Source organism: Kitasatospora sp. NBC_01560 (genome assembly GCF_045208415.1).
Lineage (GTDB): Bacteria > Actinomycetota > Actinomycetes > Streptomycetales > Streptomycetaceae > Kitasatospora.
Genome location: NZ_CP109364.1, coordinates 7801056 through 7819780 on the forward strand (window position 1 = coordinate 7801056; position 18725 = coordinate 7819780).

The window sequence follows — 18725 nt, forward strand, 5'->3', positions numbered from 1 at the left end:
GCGTCACAGTCCGGCCGGATCTCGACCACTCTGCCCACCCCCTTCCACGATGACGGTCACGAACCGCATGCGGTCGGAAGCACCGTGGTGGGCGCGCGGGGCATCCACCACGGCCCACTTGGTGCCGGGGTCGCCCTCGTCCTCGAAGGCGACGGCTGACCACTTGTCGATCACCGCCTCGGGTGGGAAGACGATCTTTCGGCGGACCGGCGGGGACCAGCCGACCTGAGCGCCGACCGGGGCCCGCCAACCGGCGGCGTCGCCGACCGGCTGGACCCACGCCGAGTAGGTGGTGCCCTGCCCGGTGGCGGGCCGGTGGTCGCCGTAGCCGTCGCTCACCATGCGGACGGTGAAGACGGTGACGCGGGTACGTCCGCGTTCCAGCAGGCTCACGCGAGCCCCCAGGAGTCCTCGGGATCGGGGTACGGGTAGCCGGTCCGCAGGCCGCGCGAGAGCACGGAGCGCTGACCGTTCACCGACTTCAGACCCCCGCGGCCTGACACCCTGTCGATCAGCGCGGCCTCGCCCCGGGTCAGGGCCAGTCCCATCGGTGAACCGTCCGGCATCCGGTAGGAGACCTCTCCGGCCTGCTCCTGCACGTACCCCTCGGGGTTGCGGAAGCGGCGGTCGGCGACGGCCAGGGCCAGGGTGCGGATCACCGGGGGGTGGCGCTGCGGGGTCCACGCAGGGTGGCCTTGGGCGGCGATCACCCAGAAGGCGTCTTCGAGCGCGGCACTCGCCCGCTCCCAGTCCGGCGTGCCGGTGGCGGGAGCGGGCTTGCCCAGGCGCTTGAAGAGGTCAGCGACTTCGAGCGCCACGGCGGGCCCCTTACTTGGCGGGGACGGCGGTCGGCTCACCGGTGAACGTCAGGCGGATGCCACGGACCTTGACCAGGTTCTTCGGGTCCTGCCAGTTGGTCTCGTTCTTCTTCAGGTCGGTGACCAGGGTCGCACCCCAGTAGGACGAGAGGAACGAACGCTCCATCGCGGCACCGGAGTTGTAGTCCTTGATCCAGCGCAGCGCGAAGCCGTCCGCGTTCTGCCGGCCGCCCTTCGCGGACTCCGGGACGGAGGGCGCACCCGAGACGAGCTGGATCGCGGAGCGGTGGAACGCGTACACGCCGAGCGGGGCGAGGACGTCGTTCGTGGACTCCACGATGTCGAAGCCGTACAGGTTGCCGATGGTCGCCTGACGCAGCGCCGCGCCGCCGTTGGCGGACTCGTTGGCCTTGGTGATGTTCGGGTCGTTCAGCAGGTAGTACGCGGCCTCGGAGCCGACCACGGCGGTACGGCCCTCGGCCGGGATGTTCTCCTTGTTGAGCTGGACGCGCAGGCGCGCCAGGCTCTTGCGGATGATCTGGCCGGCCTGCTCGTCCGAGGTCGCCTTGGTCAGGTCAACGGGGATCTTCGCGGCGGTGGCCACGTCGGGGAACTCGTTCATCGCGCTCGCGACCTTGTCCTCAAGGCGCTCGGTGATGGAGTCCACCTGCGGCACCATGACCTGCTCACCGAAGCTGAGCAGGTCAAGGGTCAGCTCGGCGTCGGACAGGTCCACCGCCGAGTAGGCGTGGGTGTCGAGCTTGACGGTCAGCAGGCCCTCGTTCAGGTTCTCCGACTGAATCCACGTGGTCGGGTCGCCGAACTTGCGCTTGGCGTCGATCCGCTCCTCAGCGCCCTTCAGGCGGGCGGGGCGGCGGATGTTGATGACCTGACCGGTGGCGTTCACGAACTCGTCCGCCGAGCGGCGGTCGAACTTGTGGGCCAGGAGGACGCTGTCCTTCAGGTTCGCGATGGCCTGAAGGACCAGCTTGTCCGGGTTCTGGAAGGCATTGGCACGTGCGGGGTTGAGAGAGATAGCGCTGATCCTCGGGAAGACGGAAGGCCACCCCGGAACAGGGCAGCCTCAAGGCGGGTGGGGGTTCTCAGATGCCGAAGCGGCGCTTGCGCAGCTTCTCGGCCAGCCCCTTGTACGGGTCGGGCTCGGAGTGCGGCGTCAGCCCGCCGGCACCCAGCAGGGGCTTCGGCGCGGCGACGGTCGCCAGGGCCTCCGCGTGCTTGCGCACAGCGGCTTCGTCACCGCCCTGGACCAGGGCAGCCAGGACCGGCGGCAGCGCGTACTCGGCCGCGATGCGGTCCCGAAGGGCCTGCTCCTGGAGCTGGGCGACCTGCGCGCGCAGCTCGTCCGCCTCGACCCCGGACTCGTTCGAGCGCTCGCGCGTCGCGGTCAGGTCGGCCTGCATCTTCTCGTACAGGGCCTTGTAGTCCGGCTCGGCCGGGACCGGGGCGGGGGCGTTCGGCTCGCTCGAGTTTTCCTGACCGCTCGTCAGGTCGACGGACTCCTCGGCAGCGGGCGCGGTGGCGGGGTGGACCGCACCACCGGGGATCGCCTCGGCCGGAGTCGGGGTCTGGGACTGCTGCTCGGACATGTCTCTCTCCTAGGTCTTGGTGTAGTGGGTACGCCAGTCGGCCAGCGAGCCCCCGCCGAACTCCCGCCACATCCCGGCGAACTTCGCGTTGGCGTCGGGGAGCTGGTAGCGGCGCGAGAAGATCGGGACGGCCTGGCAGTGGCAGTGCGGGTGAGCGCCGAAGGCGGCCGTCCGCTTCGACTTGTAGACCGCGCCTCGGGCGGCCATGAGCGCGCAGAAGTAGCAGGGTGAGCCCTCGGTGACGCGGTAGTAGCCGATGGCCCCCGGGTCGTCCTGCAGCGCGTTGTTGATCATGTCCCGGCCGCCGTCTTGGACGATCTGCCCGCCCGCCCCGGACCCACCGGTCTTCAGCGACTCCAGGAACTCGCGCTCCCAGGCGATCAGCGCGGGGTCGTCCAGCGCGGCCGAGCCCTCCCGGCCGGGGCGCTCGCGCTCATGCTTGGCCACCCGGTCGGCGACCTGCTCGCGGAACGCTTCCTCCGCCCTGCGGGTCTCGCGGGCGATGTCCTCGGCGGGGAAGGGGTTGCGGGTGTCCACCGGCAGGGGCTCGCGCAGGCCGGAGCCGGTCCGCTTGCCGGTGGCGCGGTTGAAGTCGGCCCATAGGGAGGCGAGCGAGGAGGCCGGCCGGTAGCCGGGGCCCCCGATCACGCGGCCGGTCTCCAGCGCACGCAACAGCCGGTAGAAGACGACCGACAGGGCGTAGGAGGCCGCTGCGGATTCGCGGACCGCCGCCCCGTACTCGGTTTCGAGCTCGGTCAGCGACCCGGCGATCTCGCGGGCCTCGACGGCGGCCAGGGCCTGAGCCCAGCGGGCTGCGAACTCACCGGCCAGCGCCTCCTGTGCGAGCTGGTACGCGGCCACCGCCCGAAGGATCTCGTCGGTTCTGGGAGTCCACGCCACCGGCCGTCGCCTCCTTCTGCTGCTTCAGGGCCTCGGCTTCGGCGGCCTCCGCCTTGCGGGCGGCTTCCTCGGCGGCCTTCACCGCCTCGTCAATGTCGGCCTGAGAGAACCCGGGCACCTTGCGCAGCGCGACCGAGAGTGGGACGCCCTGCTGCATGAGCTTCACCATGGCGTCGGCGGCCTGCGCGAGAGAGCGGGTGGACTTCTCGGCCCACTCGACCTGGCTCTCGTCCTGCTCGCTCTCGCCCCGGCCGGCCACCACCGCGCACAGCCGGAACACCGACTCCCACGACTCGCCCAGCGAGTCCTGAAGGGAGCCCAGCATCCGCTTGAACGAGGTCTCGGCGGCGGCCAGGGCATCCGCCGAGAGGTTCACCAGGCTGGCCCCGGCGAGGTAGTGCGGCGGCACATCGGCCAGTGAGCTGATCTCCTCGATCGTCTGGCGACGCGAGGCCATCAGATCGCCGGTCGGCATGGCCGGGAGCTGCCCGAACTTGGCATCCGAGTTCGGGGCCATCAGCAGCGTGGACGGGTCCAGGCTCGGCACGTCGTAGACCGGCTCACCGCTCTGCGCGTCGCGCACCGGGTCACCCGTCTCCGGGTCCAGGCGCTCGGACGGGGCGAGGCCCGTCGCGTAGCGGATCGCGTGCGCGCCCCAGTGCTGGTTGAGCAGCAGGGACAGGGTCTGCTGGTTGAGGCGGTCCTGTGAGACGACCAGCGGTTCGACCAGTCCCCGGGTTCGGCCCCGCAGGTCCACCGACGGCGAGAACCTGACCACGGGGCAGACGTTCATGCCGTGCGGCTCGGCGGAAAGCACCGCCGTGTCGGGCTCGGAGTCCAGGTCGATGGTGTACTTCGCCACGTCGTCCCACAGGTAGCCGACGGTGGTGTCCTCGTCGGGCTGCTGCTCGGGGACGTGCAGCGCGTACACCGGGTACTCGTCCCACGCCGGGTCGGTGTAGACCGCGACGGTGTTGATCGAGTCGTAGGCCCGGATCAGCGGCTCGCGGCGGCCCTTGCGCGGGTCGGGGGTGACCACGGCGTAGGCCGCTCCGGAGGTCAGCGCGGCGCGGTGGACGGCGGCCTGCCGCTCGTCCATCCGGTTCTTCTGCCAGTACGCCCACTCGTAGGCGTTCTCACCCGAACCCGGGCGGCGAAAGCCCTGCACCCGCAGGGCGTTCAGCGGGGTCTCGACCACCAGGCCGGTCACGTTCAGGATGGACCGCTTGACGAGGTCCTTGAACTCCGAGTTGGACTTGGCCGGCATCCACGGCGCGCGGTGAAGTCCGCGGGCGTAGCGGTCCACCAGGTTCAGCCGGTCGAAGTCGCGGTCGATCAGCTCCTTGGCGTGGCGGGCACGCTGGAGCACGACGGGGAGGGACATCAGAACCCTCCTCGGGTCTGTAGCGTTCCGGGCTGCTTGGGGGGCTTGAGCTTGCCGCTCTCGGTCAGGCGGCGGTGGGCGATCCACGCGAGCACCATCGCCGCGTACAGGTCCACCTTCAGCTTCGACTCGCGCGACTCCTTGCCGAACGAGAAGCCGTACTGATTGGGCCTCTTGCGGGCGTTCATGGTGTGCCGGGTCAGGGAGTAGTCGCGCACGTGCGGCAATGCCACGGTCTCGATCGCCCCGACCAGCGCCATGTGCTCGGTCGTGATCTCGCGCTGGTTCGCGCGCATGTCGAAGCCGACAGTGGACTTGCCGCTGGCCTTGATGAGCAGGTGCTTGCCGTACTTCTCCGACCAGTCGGCAACGTAGGACTCCCACCCGGCGACGTCGGCGAAGAACGCTACGACGGTGTACTTCTGGAAGACGTGGCCGACCATGTCGTTGACCTCCTGGCCGTCCACTTCCCAGTTCTTGCCGGCCGGGCCGTCGGGCTTCTCCCACAGCGCAAGCTTCTGGACGAGCTTGTCCCGAACACGCATGGCCACCAGGCCGGTTGAGTCGTCCGTCTTGCCGCCGTCGAAGGACAGCACGATCCGCTCACCGGGCCTGATGCCGTCGGCCGGCTCGACCGTGGCCAGGTCCCAGGTATCGCGGTCCACCAGCGCGTCGTCATGGCTGGAGAGCTGGTTGAGGTACTTGCGGCGGGACTCGTCCTCGGAGGTGCTGGCCGACCAGATGTCCCGCATCACGCGGTCCGGGTTGATCCACACCGAGTCGCCCCGGGCGCACAGGATCGCGGCGCGCAGCTGGTCCTCGTCGGCGAGATCGACCCCGGGCGGGGCCTCCACCGAGTCGTAGTAGATACCGGCGTCGCGGTTCACGCCGTCGCGCTGCTTCTCGAAGGCGTACCAGGTGCCTTCGGCGACGCTCTCTTCGCCGATCACCGGGGCGTTGGTGATCTCCATCGTCCGCCCGCCGACCTTCGTGGCGTTGGGGCGGATGGTGGCGGCCAGGCGCGGGCCGTGGTTGCCCTCGACCCAGTGCCAGGTCTCGTTCATCAGGGCGAAGCTGGGCCGTCCGCCCTCGGCGGCGCGGAAGCTCGAAGCCTTGGCTTCAAGGCGGCACTGGCGGCCGTCGGTGTCGCTCTGGCTCGCGTAGCAGACCTCTTGGCCCAGCTTGATCGCGTACCGGTCGATGGCGGCCGGGGAGAAGATCGTGGCCAGCGCCGACATGGTGTTGACGTTCTGGCCAGCCGCTGTGGCGAAGATCTGCACCCACGCCTCCTGCGGCGGACCACCGATCGGCGAACCGTCAGCGCGAAAGCCCACCAGGCGGCACGGGCCGACGAACTCCATCGCGGCGACGCTGGCCATCTTCGGGTCCTTGCCCCAGCCCTTGAGACGGCGCAGAGTGCCGGACTCGTAGCGAAACGCCCGGCCCCAGGTCTCGGGGTCATTCGGGTCCTCCGGTACCGCGTCGTCGCGCAGCTCGTACCAGCGGGCCAGGATTCTGACCTGCTCCGGGGTGTACTTCCAGTCCGGCCGGAACGCGTGGGCGCTCCAGCGCAGAAGCTCACCGGCCAGCGTGCGGTGGCGGTCGGGGATCTCGTCCGCGAGGGTGCGGACCGGCTCGTAGGGAATCAGAGCGGCCCTCCTCAGTCCGGACATCCATGCGAGGCCCTCAAACTCCAAATGGAACTTGAGTTTGGCTGTCTCAGGCCCCCGCTGTTTCGCGGCGGGCGCGCTCCTCCAGCAGCCGGGCTGCGTCCCAGGGGACGTGCTCACCGGCCGCGAAAGGCAAGTTCATGTCGTGCGACCACAGTTCGCGGGCAACGGCGTGCGGGACCTCGGAGTCCAAGCACGCCTCGTAGTAGACGATGGTCCGCGCGATGCGCAGGGCCTCGCCCGAGGGGCCATCGGCCCGGGTTGCCTTGCGGCGTGCCACGGCGGGCTCCTCTCAGACGCGGTTTCCCCAGCGAGCGCCGATGGCGTCGCGCGAGTTGTGCCCGCGCTTGGGGCCCTCACCCTCACCGCGGATCTTGGCGAGGTGGCCGGCGGCCTGCGTGCGGTTCAGCTGGGCCTGCGCGATCCCGGGGTGCAGCACCATCATGTCCTTGCGGTTGCCGCCCTCGATCATCTGGCCTTCGCGCTTCACCACGGCGTCGAGCTGGGCGGCGCGAGCGAGCATCGGCGCGGCGATGTCGATCAGCGTGAGGTCGGTCGGCTCCAAGTCCAACTCGGTCTCGTACAGGGCGACCAGCGCGGCGCGGATCTTCGCCGCATCCTTCTCGGTCGGGTCGATGTTCAACAGACCTCCCCGGGGTGGCGTCGGCGGGTTCGGATGGGCTGCCAGCGGTCCGCGGTGGCCCGCTGACGGGCTCGGCCGGCGTCGGCCGCGTCCTTGCGCAGGACGTGCCAGTCGCACAGGGCCCGCAGGTTCGTGGGGTCGTCCGGGCCGCCTTCGGAGGCGGGGACGATGTGGTCGCAGTGGCGCGCAGGCTCGCCGCACAACTCGCCGGTGTCGTACCGGATGTGCTGGCACATCCAGGAGTCGCGGTTCATCACCGCGCGGCGAAGACGGGCCCAGTGCGGGGGAAGCGGGGTCGTCCGGCGCGAACTCGCGGCCACGGCAACCTCCTTGGCGCAGGGCTCCGCCAGGTGCTCGACCACGACCGGGGAGAGAGGACCGATCGGGGAGCGTTGCCCTGGCGGGACTGCGAGGGGAGGCCGGCCGGGGTGCCGCTGCAACGGGTCGCGCGCACGCGCGTAAGCCGCCTCCATATGTATTAAGGCAGCCCGGTTAACACGCGGGCCGACGCCCGCGGCCTCACCCTCCGCAGTCGGTGCGTGGCAGTGAGTGCATATCTGCTGGTCACACTGCGTTATTGACCTGGAAGAAGGGGTTGGCTGGCGTTCGTATCGGATCTCGGCTGCTATGACGCTCCGGGCAATGAAGGAACACGCGCGGGAGACACCCCCCGGGCGCCCCTGGGCCGACCGCCAAACCGCCATCGCTACACCTCTAGAACCCTTGTGTCACAAGGGATTTCACTTCGCTTCGCGTAGGCGCGCGTCTTCCGCCTTGGCGAGACCGAGCACTTCGGTATCTGTGATGCAGGTCACGCAAGATGCATTGGACATGGAATGCATCTGTGGTGCAGTGTTGCCCTCAGAACGAACGAGCCGAGCGAAACGAGATCACGATGCGTAACCACATCACCCCCGCCGCCCTGGCCCTGGCCATGCTGCTGGCGGGCAACCCGTGGCAGACGCACAACTGGGGCGGGGGGCTCTCGGCGGCCCTGCTGACCGGCCTTCTGGCGCACGGGGTGCAGCGGCTGGCCGGTCGCTTCCGGCGGCCCGTGCAGTGCCCGGCAGACGTTCCGGCGGTCGACACCGACCGCGACGACGCCTGAGCCGTTACCCCACCCCACTCAACACCGGAGAACACCCGTGCGTGCCCGCCTCACCCTGTCCGCACTCGCCCTGTCCACCGTGTCCGCACTCGGCGGATGGGCGGCCGGAAGCCACCACGCACCGGCCCCAACTCCGCCGAGCGTCACGGCTGATGACGTCTACGCCGTACTCGGTGAAGGGCAGACCGTTGCGGCGGCCTGCGGACGGGGGCACGACGCCTGCCGCACGGCCCTTGACGGCTCGCAGGGTATGGCACTGGCCGGACAGGCCGTGACCTTCTGGGAGGACGGCTCATGGTCGCTCACGGGCAGCGGCCCGGCCAGTGAGGACGCCTACACCCGCGCATTCAACGACGGCTGGCAGGACGCCATGCGCGACGCCTGCGACCAGGGCAGCGCGTACGCCTGCAACTGGCTCTCCATCCCCCGCTGATCACCGACCCGCACCACGCAAGGAACGCACCATGAACGCCACTCTCGCACCCGAACTCTGCTCCGCCGTGGACCAGTTCGGCAACAGCTACGACATCGCACAGAACCTGATCAGGGAGTGCGCCGCGCACGACTGGGCCCGGATAGCCCTGGTGATGGACGTGAGCGGGTTCCTGGAGGACGGGGACCACTGGTACGCCACAGAGGCCGAACAGGTCTGCGCAGCGTCCAACTACGCCACGGCCAAGCGCTGGTTTACGGAGGAGTGCGGACCGATCGGCGAAGCGTGGGACGACACCGGATGGCTCATGTACGACGCGGACAACCCGACCGCCGTTGCGCTCGCGGAGCGGATCACGGCCAGCCTGCACGGATACCCGATCTTGGACGAGATGGACCACAGCGAGCGCGAGCACGCCGCCATGATCGAAGAGGTGGAGGGATCACCCCTCACCCTCCCCGACGGGGTGGACGGCGGGGACGTGCTCAGCGAGCTTGCCTGTCCCCAACTCGGCTGCATCACGATGGACATGGTGGAGGACGCGCTGTCCGGCATGGGGTACACCCAGTGCTCGGACTGTGACGAGTGGCTGACCCCGTCGACCGCACGACGCGGTGAACCGCTGTGCCGTGACTGCGCGCTCAACGAGTCGTGCCCGCCCGTTCGCTGGACCACCCCGACCCTGACCGGCGGGTCCGGCTGGGAACCCGGCAAGCCGCTGACCACCGTTCTCAAGCCCTACCTGGACGGCTACGCCACCGAGCAGGGGGCCGCGTACCGCGAGGACGTGCGCGCCATCGTGCGCGGCTCCAAGCAGGGATACCGCGCCGTGTACGGCCGCGCCGCGTAGGCAACAGGCCCCACCCCCTCCAACTTCCCCACCACAGAACGGAATCTCCGCCATGACCCGCACCGACGCAATCCGACTGTCCGGCTACTGGCCCAACCTGGCCAAGCTCGGCATGGACCACCCCGACGACGCAGCCGCGATGTTCGACGCCTTCCGCGACATGCGCCGTGACCCGGAGTTCGGCCAGGGCCTTGACGTCCTGCTGGACGAGATGTTCGCCGACCCGCACACCGTCTGACCCACCCACCCCCACACCGACCCGAGAGAGACCCCACCGTGAGCCGCACCGCTGACTACCTCGCCCACCTTGCCGACGAGGCCGGGCTGATGATCGAAGACCTGGAAGCCCTCACCGCTTACGCCGCACTCGTCGGCGACGCTGAGTACGCCGTGCGGACCTTCGATGACGCCTACGAAGGCCAGTGGGACGACTTGGAGGACTTCGCCCACGACCGGCTGATGGAGACGGACGACGAGTACCGGGCCGCCGTCGAAGGGTGCCGGGGGTGGAGGCCCCACCTGGACATGATCGCGTGGAACTGCGACTACGCCCACACCACCGGCGGCCACGTCTTCCAGTCCATCTGAGCTGCGCCCCTTTGGTGAGGGCCCGCCCGCAGCGTCGGGCCCGCGCCATGGGTGCACAGACACCAGGCCCCACCCCCTCACCCCCAACCGCCGCCACGGAGGCACAGCCATGCCCGAAAACACCCCGAAGCCCGCCGAAGCCGAGACCGCCGAGCAGTTCGCCGCCCTGGTCGCTGACCTCCCCGACCCCGAAGTGACCGCCAGCGACGACCAGTTCGGCTGTGAGGAGTGCGGCGGGACGCTCGAAGTACGGCGTCGGTGTGGAGGCGTCCACGGTCAGCTGTGCCGACTGCGGCCGGGACGCCGGGGACCACCTGCACCGGCTGATCACGGACGCCATGTGCCCGTTCGACGCGGCACTCAAGGGCATGGAGGTCTGAGTCGCTTCGGTGGCGGCCGGACACCCCGGCCCCTGCCGTAGCCGCTCAGGCACCAGGCCCCACCCCCTCACCCGAACCGAAAGAACAGCGCCATGTCCGCACAGCTTCAAGCCCTCGTTGACCGCGTCCACCGCCACGAACGCGACTGGGAAGCCACGTTCTACGAACGCGTCCCGACGTACGACCCGCATAGCGGGGACCAGCCCGCCGACGACGAACACATGGGCACGTGGGACGAGACGGACGAGTCCCGCGCCCAGGACAGCCGGGAACTGCTGCTCACCCTCACCGCCGAACTAGAAGCCCTCATCCGCGAGGCGGAGGACAGCCGGTGATCAGCGCCGAGGACTTCGCGCTTCTCTCCCACTGGTCGTTCTGCGACCGCATCGGGGCCGACGTCGCCGACCCCGACGGAACCGAGACGGCCCGGCTGGCCGACGCCGGATACCTCATCCCCGGGGCCGTCCACGGTATGTGGCGCATCACCCGGGAAGGTCAGGCCGCCCGGGGCGCGTACCTCCGAGTCCGCCCGATCGGCAAGCGCATCGGCGGCATCCCCTTCTGACCGGCGGCGCTGGCACCAGGCCCCACCCCCACCCGACGAAGAGAGCGAAGCACCGATGAACCCCCGCACCACCTACGACACCGTCCGGGCCACCGTCGGCGACCACGCCACCGCCCACGGCGTCAAGGCGTACGCCACCGAAGACGACTCCCCGAGCACCAGCCCGGACGTCCTGGCGCAGCGTCTCGCACGGCACGGAGCCCACCACGCCGCGACCGTCACCCCGGGCCCCGGCGGAGCCGTCACGGTCGAGTGGCCACGGCCCAAGCGCACCGTCCGCGTGGTCTGGCTGCCGGTCGTGCAAGCCGCGTGGGTGAGCGACCCCGCCGACCTCCCCGAGTGGACCACCGACAGCCGCGCGTACGGCAAGGGGGCGGAGGACGCGGGCAGGATGCGCGGCTGGCGGCTCAGCCGCGATGGATACCGGGCCTGGGCCGAAGCCGTCGGCCTGACCGGCGACGACGGCGAGTGGTTCGCCTACGAGACCGGTCACGCGGACTGGTGGATCTCCTACGAAGGCCGCTGACACCAGGCCCCACCCTCCGGCCGGCCTGGCACCAGGCCCCACCCCGACCCACCCCGCAGGAGACCTCCGTGCCCCGCTTTGCCGTCTACATCAACGACACCAGCACCTACCGCTACGAGGTAGAGGCCGACGACTACGAGGCCGCCGAGGCCGCCGGGTTGGCCATCTTCGAGAGCGACGACCGCGAGAGCGGCTACAGCCACGGCCACGAACCAGAGGTTCCTGAACCGGAGTTGCTGGAGGCGCTCCCGCTCCCCGTCGCGGCGTGACCACCCGCCGCTGACACCAGGCCCCACCCCCACCCCATCGCAGGAGATACCAGTGCCCACCCCCGCCACCCTGACCACCACGCTCCGCCTGCCCGGCGAGAAGAAGCCCGTCGTCGTCACCACCCCGGCCCAGCGCGGCGCACAGAACAAGCACACCAAGGCCGTGCAGACCGCGCTGGACCTGCCGACGCTCAGCAGCCCCGGCAAGGCCGTGAAGATCGGGCCCGGTCCCCGCCCCGCCACGAAGCCCAGCAAGGTCCGCAGCAAGGGCGCTGGCTGGCAGCGCTGGACCGAGAAGGACGGCACCGTGCGCTACGGCGTCGCCAGCGACACGCACCCGAGCGTGCTCGGGCTCGACTGCCCGGCGGTGGCCAAGCCCCGTGCCCGGTACCGCGTCGTCGTCCCGGCTGACGGCGGCGAGGCGTTCGCCATCGTCACCGCGCCCGGCCATCCGTGGATGCGCGACCGCGACACCGTCATGGTCCCCGCGCTGCTTCAGGACTGCCTGCCCGGCCTGCTCGTCAGCGGCACCGTACTGGCGGCCTGACCCGCCCCGGTACGGGCCGGACACCCTCCGGACCGTGCCGAGGCCGGTCAGACACCAGGCCCCACCCCCCGAGCACCCGCAGGAGAGCAGCAGCATGTCCAAGTACATCGTCGCCGTGGACGAGATCCGCGTGCACTGGGTGCCCGTCCTCGCCCCCACCCCCGAGGCTGCCCAGCGCGAGGCCGAGCGCATCGTGGCGGCCGACCGGAAGGTGTGGTTCGACCACACCGAGCCCCTGGTGGTCGGCGACGCCCAGACCGAGGCCGAATGGGACGCCGAACAGGAAGCCATCGACCGCCGCAGCGGCGGGCACCAGGCCACACCCCGGGCCCGCCACCAGAAGCCCACCCCCGCCCCGAAGTTCACCGCACCCCGCACCGACCACCACGGCGACGACACCCCCTGCCCGCCGAACCACAAGCACACCAGCAGCGGCAAACCGCTCGTCGCCGAGTGCCCCGGCCGCGCGTACTCCAAGGCCGTCTGCACCTGCCGCGAGTGGTCGATCAAGTCCCCCGGCAAGGGCTACGTGGACGACGAACGCCGCCGCCACCTGCGCACCGCCCACGCCTGACACCAGCCCCCACCCCCCCGGAGGAACCCCTGTGCACGCCCCCGAGCCGTTGCGGGTCATGGACCTGCCCCGGCACCTGACCTTCGGCTACGCCAGCCCCAGCACCGCCCCGCACGTCGCCATGGTGGACGACCCCGACCGCCGCTCCCTGTGCGACCCGCACGCCCCGCTCGTCGCGGACTGGGCCACCAACGGCGAACCGCTCTGCCCGGCCTGCGCGCCGCTCGTCCAGCCCTGACACCAGCCCCCACCCCGACCACCCCGGAGACACCAGTGCCCCCCGCCACCATCACCACCACCGGCTACACCCTCACCTACCCGCCGATCAGTGACCGGCCCCCGATGGCCGTCCGGTTCACCGTCGCCCCCGACGACAAGGGCACGTGGACCGTCGAGCGCCAGGCGTACGGAGCGGCCGGCCGAATGCTCAGTGGCGACCAGCCCCGCCGGTACTACGGGGATGAGGCCCAGGTCCGGGCCGAAGCCGCCTACCGGGGTCTCCTCGTCCGTGAGTGCCTGCACGTCGCACAGATGCTCGGCATGGAGTTGGAACCCCGGGACGTCCGCTTCCGCGACGGCTGCCCGACCCTGGACGGGATGGACGCCGGCCAGTGGCTCGACGCCGTCGGGGCGAGCTGACCAGCCCGCTGGCACCAGGCCCCACCCCCCTCGCCCGGCTGCCGTCACCCCACTGTCGGTATGCCGGGTGTCGGACCCCGAGTTGGGTTGAGTCCCACCGCCAGGGGCTTATGTATAGATATTTTTTAAATGTCAATAAAAAAGACATTATGACATAGACCCTTACGCCGAGTACCCCAACCAATCACCCCGGGTAACCAAAACCGGGGGTCGCCCCACCGACCGCAGGAGACACCAGTGCCCACCCCCCGCGCCCCCTGGATTCCCGGCGGAGGTACCGCCCTGGACTGGGGGCTGCGCATCCCGTGCCCCGTCGGGGTGGGGCCAGCCGGCCTGTCCGGCGAAGGCGGCGCGGTCTGGTGCCTGGACTGCGGCGACCGGTACAGCGGGCGCCCCGCCCAGGTCGGTGACGACCACGGCCACCGCGACGACGCCCACCACGCCGCCCGACTCCACGCCGAGGACCACGAAGCCGACTTCCGCCGCTTCGTCACCGCCGAGCGCACCCGCGAAGCCCGCGAGAACTCCGGGTGGACCACCCGCGTGCACGCCCTCGTCGTGGCCGCCAGTGGGGAGGACCCCGACAGCGGGGTCTGGTGGGACGGCACCGGCTACCGCCTAATCCCCTACGGGGCCCGCATCGACGCCAAGGGCCGCCGGGTGCGCCGCCGCGTGGTGGAGCTGGTCATCGCCGCCGGGTTCCTCCGGCAGGAGGAGAACGGCGACGTGCTCGCCACCGCCGACGGCCGCGCCATGCTCACCATCTGGCGGCACCACCGCGCCGACCTCGCCGAGCCCTGGGCGGTCCGCCACGAACCCCAGGCCCTGCCCCCGCTCCCCGGCGGCCAGGAAGCCGCCCGCCGCCGCGAGGCCGCCCGCCAGCGCGCCGTGGAGCTGGAGCGCTGGCGAGCTGAGACCCGCGCAGCTTTCCTCCGTCGGCAGGAACGCGCCGAGCACGCCGAGGCCGAGGAACGAGCCGCCCGGGAACGGCAGAAGGCCGACGAGTGGGCCGAGCGCGAGCGCGCCCAGCGGGCCCGTGCCGGGCGGGACATCGAACTCACCTGGTCCGCGGTGGCCGCCGGCCGCTGGACCGTGACCGGCTCCGGCCACGACCGCCGACTCGTCGTCACCCTCAACACCACCGACTTCGCCCACGACTCGTACGAGATCCGGGAGAACGACGTCTTCCTCGCCCGCCACCGCTACAAGCACCAGGCCGCCGCCGAGATCCGCCAGCTCCTCGCCGACGGCGTCGAATTCGGAGAGCGGACACCAGAGCCCACCCCCACCCCACCCGGCCACCCCTCGGTCGAAGTCCCCGCCGGCCGATGGCACCAGGCCCCACCCCCACCCACCCCCGAGAAGGAGAATGCCCTTGCTCATCCACCCCGACAATGTCCTGCCCGACGGCCGATGGAATCCGCGGTGCTTCGAGTTCGACTACGAAGGCCGCAGGGGGCGCTACCGGGTAGTCCGGGGCTTGGGCGAGCAGATAGGCACCGTGGAGAAGCACGGAGGTGTCTGGATGCCCAAGGACACCACCGGGGCCTGGGTCGGGGCCGCCGCCGGCCAACGGGGCTACCTCACCCGCCGCGTCGCCGCCATCGAGCTGTCCATCACCGTGCCGCTGCCCCCGCCCGAGGAAGAGGAGAAGTACCGGGTGGCACCAGGCCCCACCCCCTCGTGGGACCACGCCCGCTAGGTCCTCACCCGGGCCAGTAACTCCCTTGGCGTCGGGGTGGACAAGGCCGCTGTCAGAATGCCAAGGGCCAGAGCCCGGTTAGCCCACCCTCAGCAACGCGAACGCCCCGGTCCCTACGGGCCGGGGCGTTCGTCACGAGGTCAGAGGCCGAGTTGCTTGCGGATGGCCTCGATGCCATCAGCCATCGCAGTGAACTCCTCCGGCGTGAACCGGAGCCCGAGCAGACCCGGGTTCATGCTGTCTCCCATGAAGACACCGGTCGCCGCTCCGCTTGCGTCACGCCCGATGGCCGCAAAGTCCACGCAAGAACCGTTCGCCTCACTTAGCGGCGACTTGAATCGCTCGTCTACGGGCGGGGTGATGTCGTACAGGTCCTGCTTCTTCATGGCTACTGTTCCTTGATTACTGTTCTGATGAGTTCTACCGAAGCGGCTGGGCTCAGCGCCTGCCCCACGAGGTAGTCGAACCGCCTCCGGCGAGCGCGGACTTCCTTTGGGTCCTCAAGGATGGAGACGCCCGTCCCCGTATCCATGGAGGCCACCCCTGGGTCGTTCGGTGCCGGGAAATCCATGATCGTGAGGTTCGTCTGCGATGCCGCAGCGGCGCCAGCCACGAAGGGGATAATGCGAACGCTCACGTTCGCCTGCTCGGCCATTTCGATTACCCTATGGAGCTGCTTTTTCATAGCCAGAGCGCCGCCGACCTGGGCTCGTATCGCCGCCTCGGAGAACACCGCGTTGACGATCACCGGCCTATCTGACCTCGTGACGATGTCCTGCCGCCTCTGGCGAACGGCATGCTGTCCAGACATCTTCTCCGCGCCGTTCTCACGAACGCTCTGGTCATCAAGGGCCGCCATGTAGGCGGCCGTCTGGAACGGCCACGGAATCAGGCCGCCCGTGGCAACCGCGATCTTCGAGGCGGTGTCCTCGATCTCGATCAGCCTGACGAGACTTCGGGGAAGGTGCGCCAGGTACTCGGTCCACCACACGTGCTCGGTTGCACGCGCCTCCCGAATCTCCGCGAGGAGGTCGAGCCTCGTCGGCTGGTCAACGCCGTATAGGTCCAGCATCACCCGCAACTGCTGGTCCGTAGGGAGCTGTCCACCCTTCTCCATGAGCGAGATCAGGTCCTGTGACTTGCCGATCTTCGCACCGACAGCACCCTGCGTGAGGCGCGGGCGCACGTCCAGCCGCAGCGTCTTCAGCCGCCGGCCGACGCTGGCCATGGCTCGGGACGTTTGGGGTTTCGTCGCCACGCGCTACCTCCCTATCCAGCAGCAACCCTCTTGGGAGGAGGGTAGCGCGCGGAACGGTGGACTATGCCCCTGGGGGGTGATTTTTTGACGAGTCATCACAAGGGGCTTGCGTACGAGCGCCTCGTACGAGGAACATCGGTGATGCACCAACCGCAACAGTCCGATGGCGGAGTGTAGTGCGTCCGCCATGGCGTACGGCCCCCTCCGGCTGATCCTGGAGGAGCTGTGCAAGAACTGCTCGATCACGTCCACCTCAGTGGCCTGGTTCGACTGATTCGTTCCGAAGAGTTCCCGGGCATGCCGGAGTCTGTTTCGCTCGCCCGGAAGTTCATCCGCAGCGTCTGCAAGGGCATCGGGGTGGACCTGGACAGTGCCGTGCTGCTGGTCAGCGAAGCGGCAACTAACGCCGTCGTGCATGCCGGATCACCCTTCAGGGTGACCGTCGTGGCACTGGTCGGCAGACCGCCGTGGATCGAGGTGCAAGACCGATCGCCGGAGCGCCCCAAGCGCCGGGTCGCCAGCTCGGAGGACGACAGCGGGCGTGGACTTGAACTGCTCGACGCACTGTCAGTGTCCTGGCACACCGACGTAGATAAGGCTAGCGGCAACAAGATCATCTGCTTCACTCCCAAGGGGGATCAGAATGAGTCTGGCACCGAAGCTGACTCCGCAAGTGGTCTTACGGCCATTGCCAGTTGAGGAAGGTACGGCATGGCGGGGAAGCCGCATCACTGTGGAGGAGATATCTCCTCAGGAGATGCAGCGGCTGTCTGAGCCGGACTTGCCCATGCGCCTCGTGGTCAGCGGCGTCATCCACGACCCGACCGGCGAGGCACCTCCGCCCCTGCTGGAACTTCGTGTCAACTGGGCCCTGCTGGCGGAGCTGAAGTCCCAGATCCACAGCATGCAGATGCGGCGCTTCACCGAAGCAAGACGGAAGCCCCCGGCACCCCCAGAGCCGCCACCCCCCGAAGAGGCCATCATCCTGCCCCTGGCGGCCCGCCGCGAGCCCGGGGCCTGGCTGGCCGCCACCCTCACCCCGAGGCAGATCGCCGAGCGGCGAGACACCTGGACCCCGCCGGGCACCCTGAGCTACGTCCACGCCAGCCTACTGAGATCCGATGAGGTCTCGGCGTGAGCGCGGGCCGAAATCAGCGACTGGCGTGCATTGCCCGCCCTCTCCTGGTGCCCGACGGCGAAGGCGGCCTGACGCCCTCCCGCGAGACCGTGTCCCTGCTGTTGCTGCCCGGCTTCGGCCGGTACAACTTCCCCACGGATGAGCCTGGCCTACAGGTCATCGGATCGGTTCTCCACATGCGGGAGTTGGCCGTTCGAACGCTGCGGATCACCGGCGTCGGCAACGACGGTCACAGGTACGTCCTGGAAGAGATCTTGAGGCTTTCGGGCCTCTCCGATACCCCCCAGCTCACGCTGGGGACGTTCCCGCCGCTGGCTCCGGGGAAGGCGCTGGCGCGCGGATGACGCGGGGGGCCGGCATTCCGAATCCCCCCGGATGAGCCGGTCCCCTGCGGTTGGAACCGTAAGTCCCCTGCCTGGGGACAGAACTGAGGACGAAGAATGACCGAGACCATCACCGGCCCGCCCGGAGTGGATCACTTCGCGGACCCGGCCCCGCGCCGAGCCGGAGCGCTCGCCCTGGTCCAGAGCGAGGAGGACGGCCGCTATCTGGTCGTCCGCAGGGGCTACCGGGAGGGCGACGCCGCGTGGGGGCTGCCCGGCGGCTCCGCTGCCCCGAACGAACTGCCCCGAGACGCCCTGGCTCGCACGCTGGCCGAGAAGCTGGATCTGCGGGTGACGGGACCGTCGTCGCGGGGCGCGGTCGGCAGGTGGCTGGCCTCCGATCACGTGCCGGCCGCGCCGGGTCAGTTCGAGGGACGGAACGACGTGTTCCACGTCAGCGTCTGGAACCGCCAGCTCACCCTGTCCGGCGGGTACGTCGACTCCGCGTGGGTGAACGTCCTTGAGGCTCAAGCCCTCCTGGGTGGCCACTCCCTGCGGCGGTTCGAGGAGTCGGTCCACGCCCTCAAGAACGGATCGGTCAGGGAGCTGGTGCACGGCCGCAAGGTCGAGCACACCCGCTGACGCGCCAGGCTGGCGCCCAAAAACTCCCCGCGTCGCCGTCTCCATTCCTATGGCGGCGTGGGGGCACCACCCCCCGCTCGACAGCACGCCTGGTGCACGTTCCGGCTGCCTGAAGGCGGGGTGAACGGCACTTCGCCCAACCGGGCGGAGTGAAGTTGGAA

31 protein-coding genes are annotated in these 18725 nt (G+C 69.8%); 18 read left to right on the plus strand and 13 right to left on the minus strand.

Annotated features, from left to right (window positions below; genetic code table 11):
* Window positions 1-3: 3 nt before the first annotated feature.
* From OH807_RS33720 to OH807_RS33765, 10 genes are read right to left on the minus strand one after another with little or no spacing between them, the layout of a single operon-like run.
* Entirely contained in the window at window positions 4-393 is a 390-nt protein-coding gene (locus OH807_RS33720; RefSeq protein WP_327065940.1) for a hypothetical protein, read from the minus strand.
* Window positions 390-818, minus strand: coding sequence for a hypothetical protein (locus OH807_RS33725; RefSeq protein WP_327065941.1), 429 nt, complete (start codon window positions 816-818; stop codon window positions 390-392). The genes OH807_RS33720 and OH807_RS33725 overlap by 4 nt, the downstream gene beginning before the upstream one ends.
* A 10-nt stretch (window positions 819-828) precedes the next feature.
* Window positions 829-1863: a P22 phage major capsid protein family protein gene (locus OH807_RS33730; protein ID WP_327071483.1), complete on the minus strand. Its 1035-nt coding sequence runs from the start codon at window positions 1861-1863 to the stop codon at window positions 829-831.
* Window positions 1864-1921: 58 nt separating this feature from the next.
* A complete protein-coding gene (locus tag OH807_RS33735) occupies window positions 1922-2425 on the minus strand; it encodes a hypothetical protein (protein WP_406206848.1) in 504 nt (167 codons plus the stop codon).
* A 9-nt stretch (window positions 2426-2434) separates the two neighbouring features.
* On the minus strand, window positions 2435-3286 hold the full coding sequence (locus tag OH807_RS33740) for a hypothetical protein (RefSeq protein WP_406206851.1): 852 nt from the start codon (window positions 3284-3286) through the stop codon (window positions 2435-2437).
* Entirely contained in the window at window positions 3246-4709 is a 1464-nt protein-coding gene (locus OH807_RS33745; protein WP_406206854.1) for a phage portal protein, read from the minus strand. Before OH807_RS33745 ends, OH807_RS33740 begins: the two co-directional genes overlap by 41 nt.
* The gene (locus OH807_RS33750) at window positions 4709-6382 is read right to left on the minus strand and encodes a terminase (protein WP_406206857.1); all 1674 of its coding nucleotides are present in this window, start codon (window positions 6380-6382) and stop codon (window positions 4709-4711) included. The genes OH807_RS33745 and OH807_RS33750 overlap by 1 nt, the downstream gene beginning before the upstream one ends.
* Before the next feature lie 46 nt (window positions 6383-6428).
* Window positions 6429-6659 carry a hypothetical protein gene (locus OH807_RS33755; RefSeq protein WP_406206859.1) on the minus strand — a complete coding sequence of 77 codons (231 nt, stop codon included), beginning with the start codon at window positions 6657-6659 and terminating at the stop codon, window positions 6429-6431.
* Between the two features lie 12 nt (window positions 6660-6671).
* Complete coding sequence (locus OH807_RS33760; protein ID WP_406206862.1) at window positions 6672-7022, minus strand: hypothetical protein; 351 nt, start codon at window positions 7020-7022, stop codon at window positions 6672-6674.
* Window positions 7019-7342 (minus strand): HNH endonuclease, encoded by a 324-nt coding sequence (locus OH807_RS33765; RefSeq protein ID WP_406206864.1) that lies wholly within the window; start codon window positions 7340-7342, stop codon window positions 7019-7021. The genes OH807_RS33760 and OH807_RS33765 overlap by 4 nt, the downstream gene beginning before the upstream one ends.
* A 575-nt stretch (window positions 7343-7917) precedes the next feature.
* Between OH807_RS33765 and OH807_RS33770 the strand changes: the two genes are divergently transcribed.
* From OH807_RS33770 to OH807_RS33830, 13 genes are all read left to right on the plus strand, one after another.
* Window positions 7918-8130, plus strand: coding sequence for a hypothetical protein (locus OH807_RS33770; RefSeq protein WP_406206867.1), 213 nt, complete (start codon window positions 7918-7920; stop codon window positions 8128-8130).
* 250 nt (window positions 8131-8380) lie between these two features.
* A complete protein-coding gene (locus OH807_RS33775; protein ID WP_406206871.1) occupies window positions 8381-8563 on the plus strand; it encodes a hypothetical protein in 183 nt (60 codons plus the stop codon).
* A gap of 31 nt (window positions 8564-8594) precedes the next feature.
* On the plus strand, window positions 8595-9413 hold the full coding sequence (locus OH807_RS33780) for a hypothetical protein (protein ID WP_406206874.1): 819 nt from the start codon (window positions 8595-8597) through the stop codon (window positions 9411-9413).
* A gap of 52 nt (window positions 9414-9465) precedes the next feature.
* Entirely contained in the window at window positions 9466-9651 is a 186-nt protein-coding gene (locus OH807_RS33785) for a hypothetical protein (protein ID WP_406206877.1), read from the plus strand.
* A 38-nt stretch (window positions 9652-9689) separates the two neighbouring features.
* Window positions 9690-10001, plus strand: coding sequence for a hypothetical protein (locus OH807_RS33790; RefSeq protein ID WP_406206879.1), 312 nt, complete (start codon window positions 9690-9692; stop codon window positions 9999-10001).
* Between the two features lie 472 nt (window positions 10002-10473).
* A complete protein-coding gene (locus tag OH807_RS33795) occupies window positions 10474-10716 on the plus strand; it encodes a hypothetical protein (protein ID WP_406206882.1) in 243 nt (80 codons plus the stop codon).
* Complete coding sequence (locus tag OH807_RS33800; protein WP_406206885.1) at window positions 10713-10946, plus strand: hypothetical protein; 234 nt, start codon at window positions 10713-10715, stop codon at window positions 10944-10946. Before OH807_RS33795 ends, OH807_RS33800 begins: the two co-directional genes overlap by 4 nt.
* A gap of 55 nt (window positions 10947-11001) precedes the next feature.
* Entirely contained in the window at window positions 11002-11472 is a 471-nt protein-coding gene (locus OH807_RS33805) for a hypothetical protein (RefSeq protein WP_406206888.1), read from the plus strand.
* 68 nt (window positions 11473-11540) lie between these two features.
* On the plus strand, window positions 11541-11741 hold the full coding sequence (locus tag OH807_RS33810; RefSeq protein WP_406206891.1) for a hypothetical protein: 201 nt from the start codon (window positions 11541-11543) through the stop codon (window positions 11739-11741).
* Between the two features lie 52 nt (window positions 11742-11793).
* Window positions 11794-12288 carry a hypothetical protein gene (locus OH807_RS33815; RefSeq protein WP_327065961.1) on the plus strand — a complete coding sequence of 165 codons (495 nt, stop codon included), beginning with the start codon at window positions 11794-11796 and terminating at the stop codon, window positions 12286-12288.
* Window positions 12289-12382: 94 nt separating this feature from the next.
* On the plus strand, window positions 12383-12862 hold the full coding sequence (locus OH807_RS33820) for a hypothetical protein (protein ID WP_406206894.1): 480 nt from the start codon (window positions 12383-12385) through the stop codon (window positions 12860-12862).
* 31 nt (window positions 12863-12893) lie between these two features.
* Window positions 12894-13100: a hypothetical protein gene (locus OH807_RS33825; RefSeq protein WP_406206896.1), complete on the plus strand. Its 207-nt coding sequence runs from the start codon at window positions 12894-12896 to the stop codon at window positions 13098-13100.
* Window positions 13101-13135: 35 nt separating this feature from the next.
* Complete coding sequence (locus tag OH807_RS33830) at window positions 13136-13501, plus strand: hypothetical protein (RefSeq protein WP_406206899.1); 366 nt, start codon at window positions 13136-13138, stop codon at window positions 13499-13501.
* A 618-nt stretch (window positions 13502-14119) separates the two neighbouring features.
* Here the strand turns inward: OH807_RS33830 and OH807_RS33835 are convergent.
* Window positions 14120-14884 carry a hypothetical protein gene (locus OH807_RS33835; protein ID WP_406206902.1) on the minus strand — a complete coding sequence of 255 codons (765 nt, stop codon included), beginning with the start codon at window positions 14882-14884 and terminating at the stop codon, window positions 14120-14122.
* A 142-nt stretch (window positions 14885-15026) separates the two neighbouring features.
* Here OH807_RS33835 and OH807_RS33840 point away from each other — a divergent pair, with 142 nt between their 5' ends.
* Window positions 15027-15203 (plus strand): hypothetical protein, encoded by a 177-nt coding sequence (locus OH807_RS33840; RefSeq protein WP_406206904.1) that lies wholly within the window; start codon window positions 15027-15029, stop codon window positions 15201-15203.
* A 140-nt stretch (window positions 15204-15343) separates the two neighbouring features.
* Here the strand turns inward: OH807_RS33840 and OH807_RS33845 are convergent, their stop codons facing one another.
* Window positions 15344-15589, minus strand: a complete 246-nt coding sequence (locus OH807_RS33845) for a DUF397 domain-containing protein (protein WP_406206907.1) — start codon at window positions 15587-15589, stop codon at window positions 15344-15346.
* Window positions 15590-15591: 2 nt separating this feature from the next.
* Complete coding sequence (locus OH807_RS33850) at window positions 15592-16431, minus strand: helix-turn-helix domain-containing protein (RefSeq protein WP_406206914.1); 840 nt, start codon at window positions 16429-16431, stop codon at window positions 15592-15594.
* 255 nt (window positions 16432-16686) lie between these two features.
* On the opposite strand from OH807_RS33850, the gene OH807_RS33855 reads away from it, so the two are divergent.
* The 4 genes from OH807_RS33855 (at window position 16687) to OH807_RS33870 (ending at window position 18564) form a co-directional block, all read left to right on the plus strand.
* Entirely contained in the window at window positions 16687-17160 is a 474-nt protein-coding gene (locus OH807_RS33855; RefSeq protein ID WP_406206916.1) for an ATP-binding protein, read from the plus strand.
* 88 nt (window positions 17161-17248) lie between these two features.
* Window positions 17249-17599 carry a hypothetical protein gene (locus OH807_RS33860; protein ID WP_406206919.1) on the plus strand — a complete coding sequence of 117 codons (351 nt, stop codon included), beginning with the start codon at window positions 17249-17251 and terminating at the stop codon, window positions 17597-17599.
* 47 nt (window positions 17600-17646) lie between these two features.
* Window positions 17647-17943, plus strand: a complete 297-nt coding sequence (locus OH807_RS33865) for a hypothetical protein (protein ID WP_327065971.1) — start codon at window positions 17647-17649, stop codon at window positions 17941-17943.
* Between the two features lie 96 nt (window positions 17944-18039).
* On the plus strand, window positions 18040-18564 hold the full coding sequence (locus OH807_RS33870) for an NUDIX domain-containing protein (RefSeq protein ID WP_406206922.1): 525 nt from the start codon (window positions 18040-18042) through the stop codon (window positions 18562-18564).
* Window positions 18565-18725 lie beyond the last annotated feature (161 nt).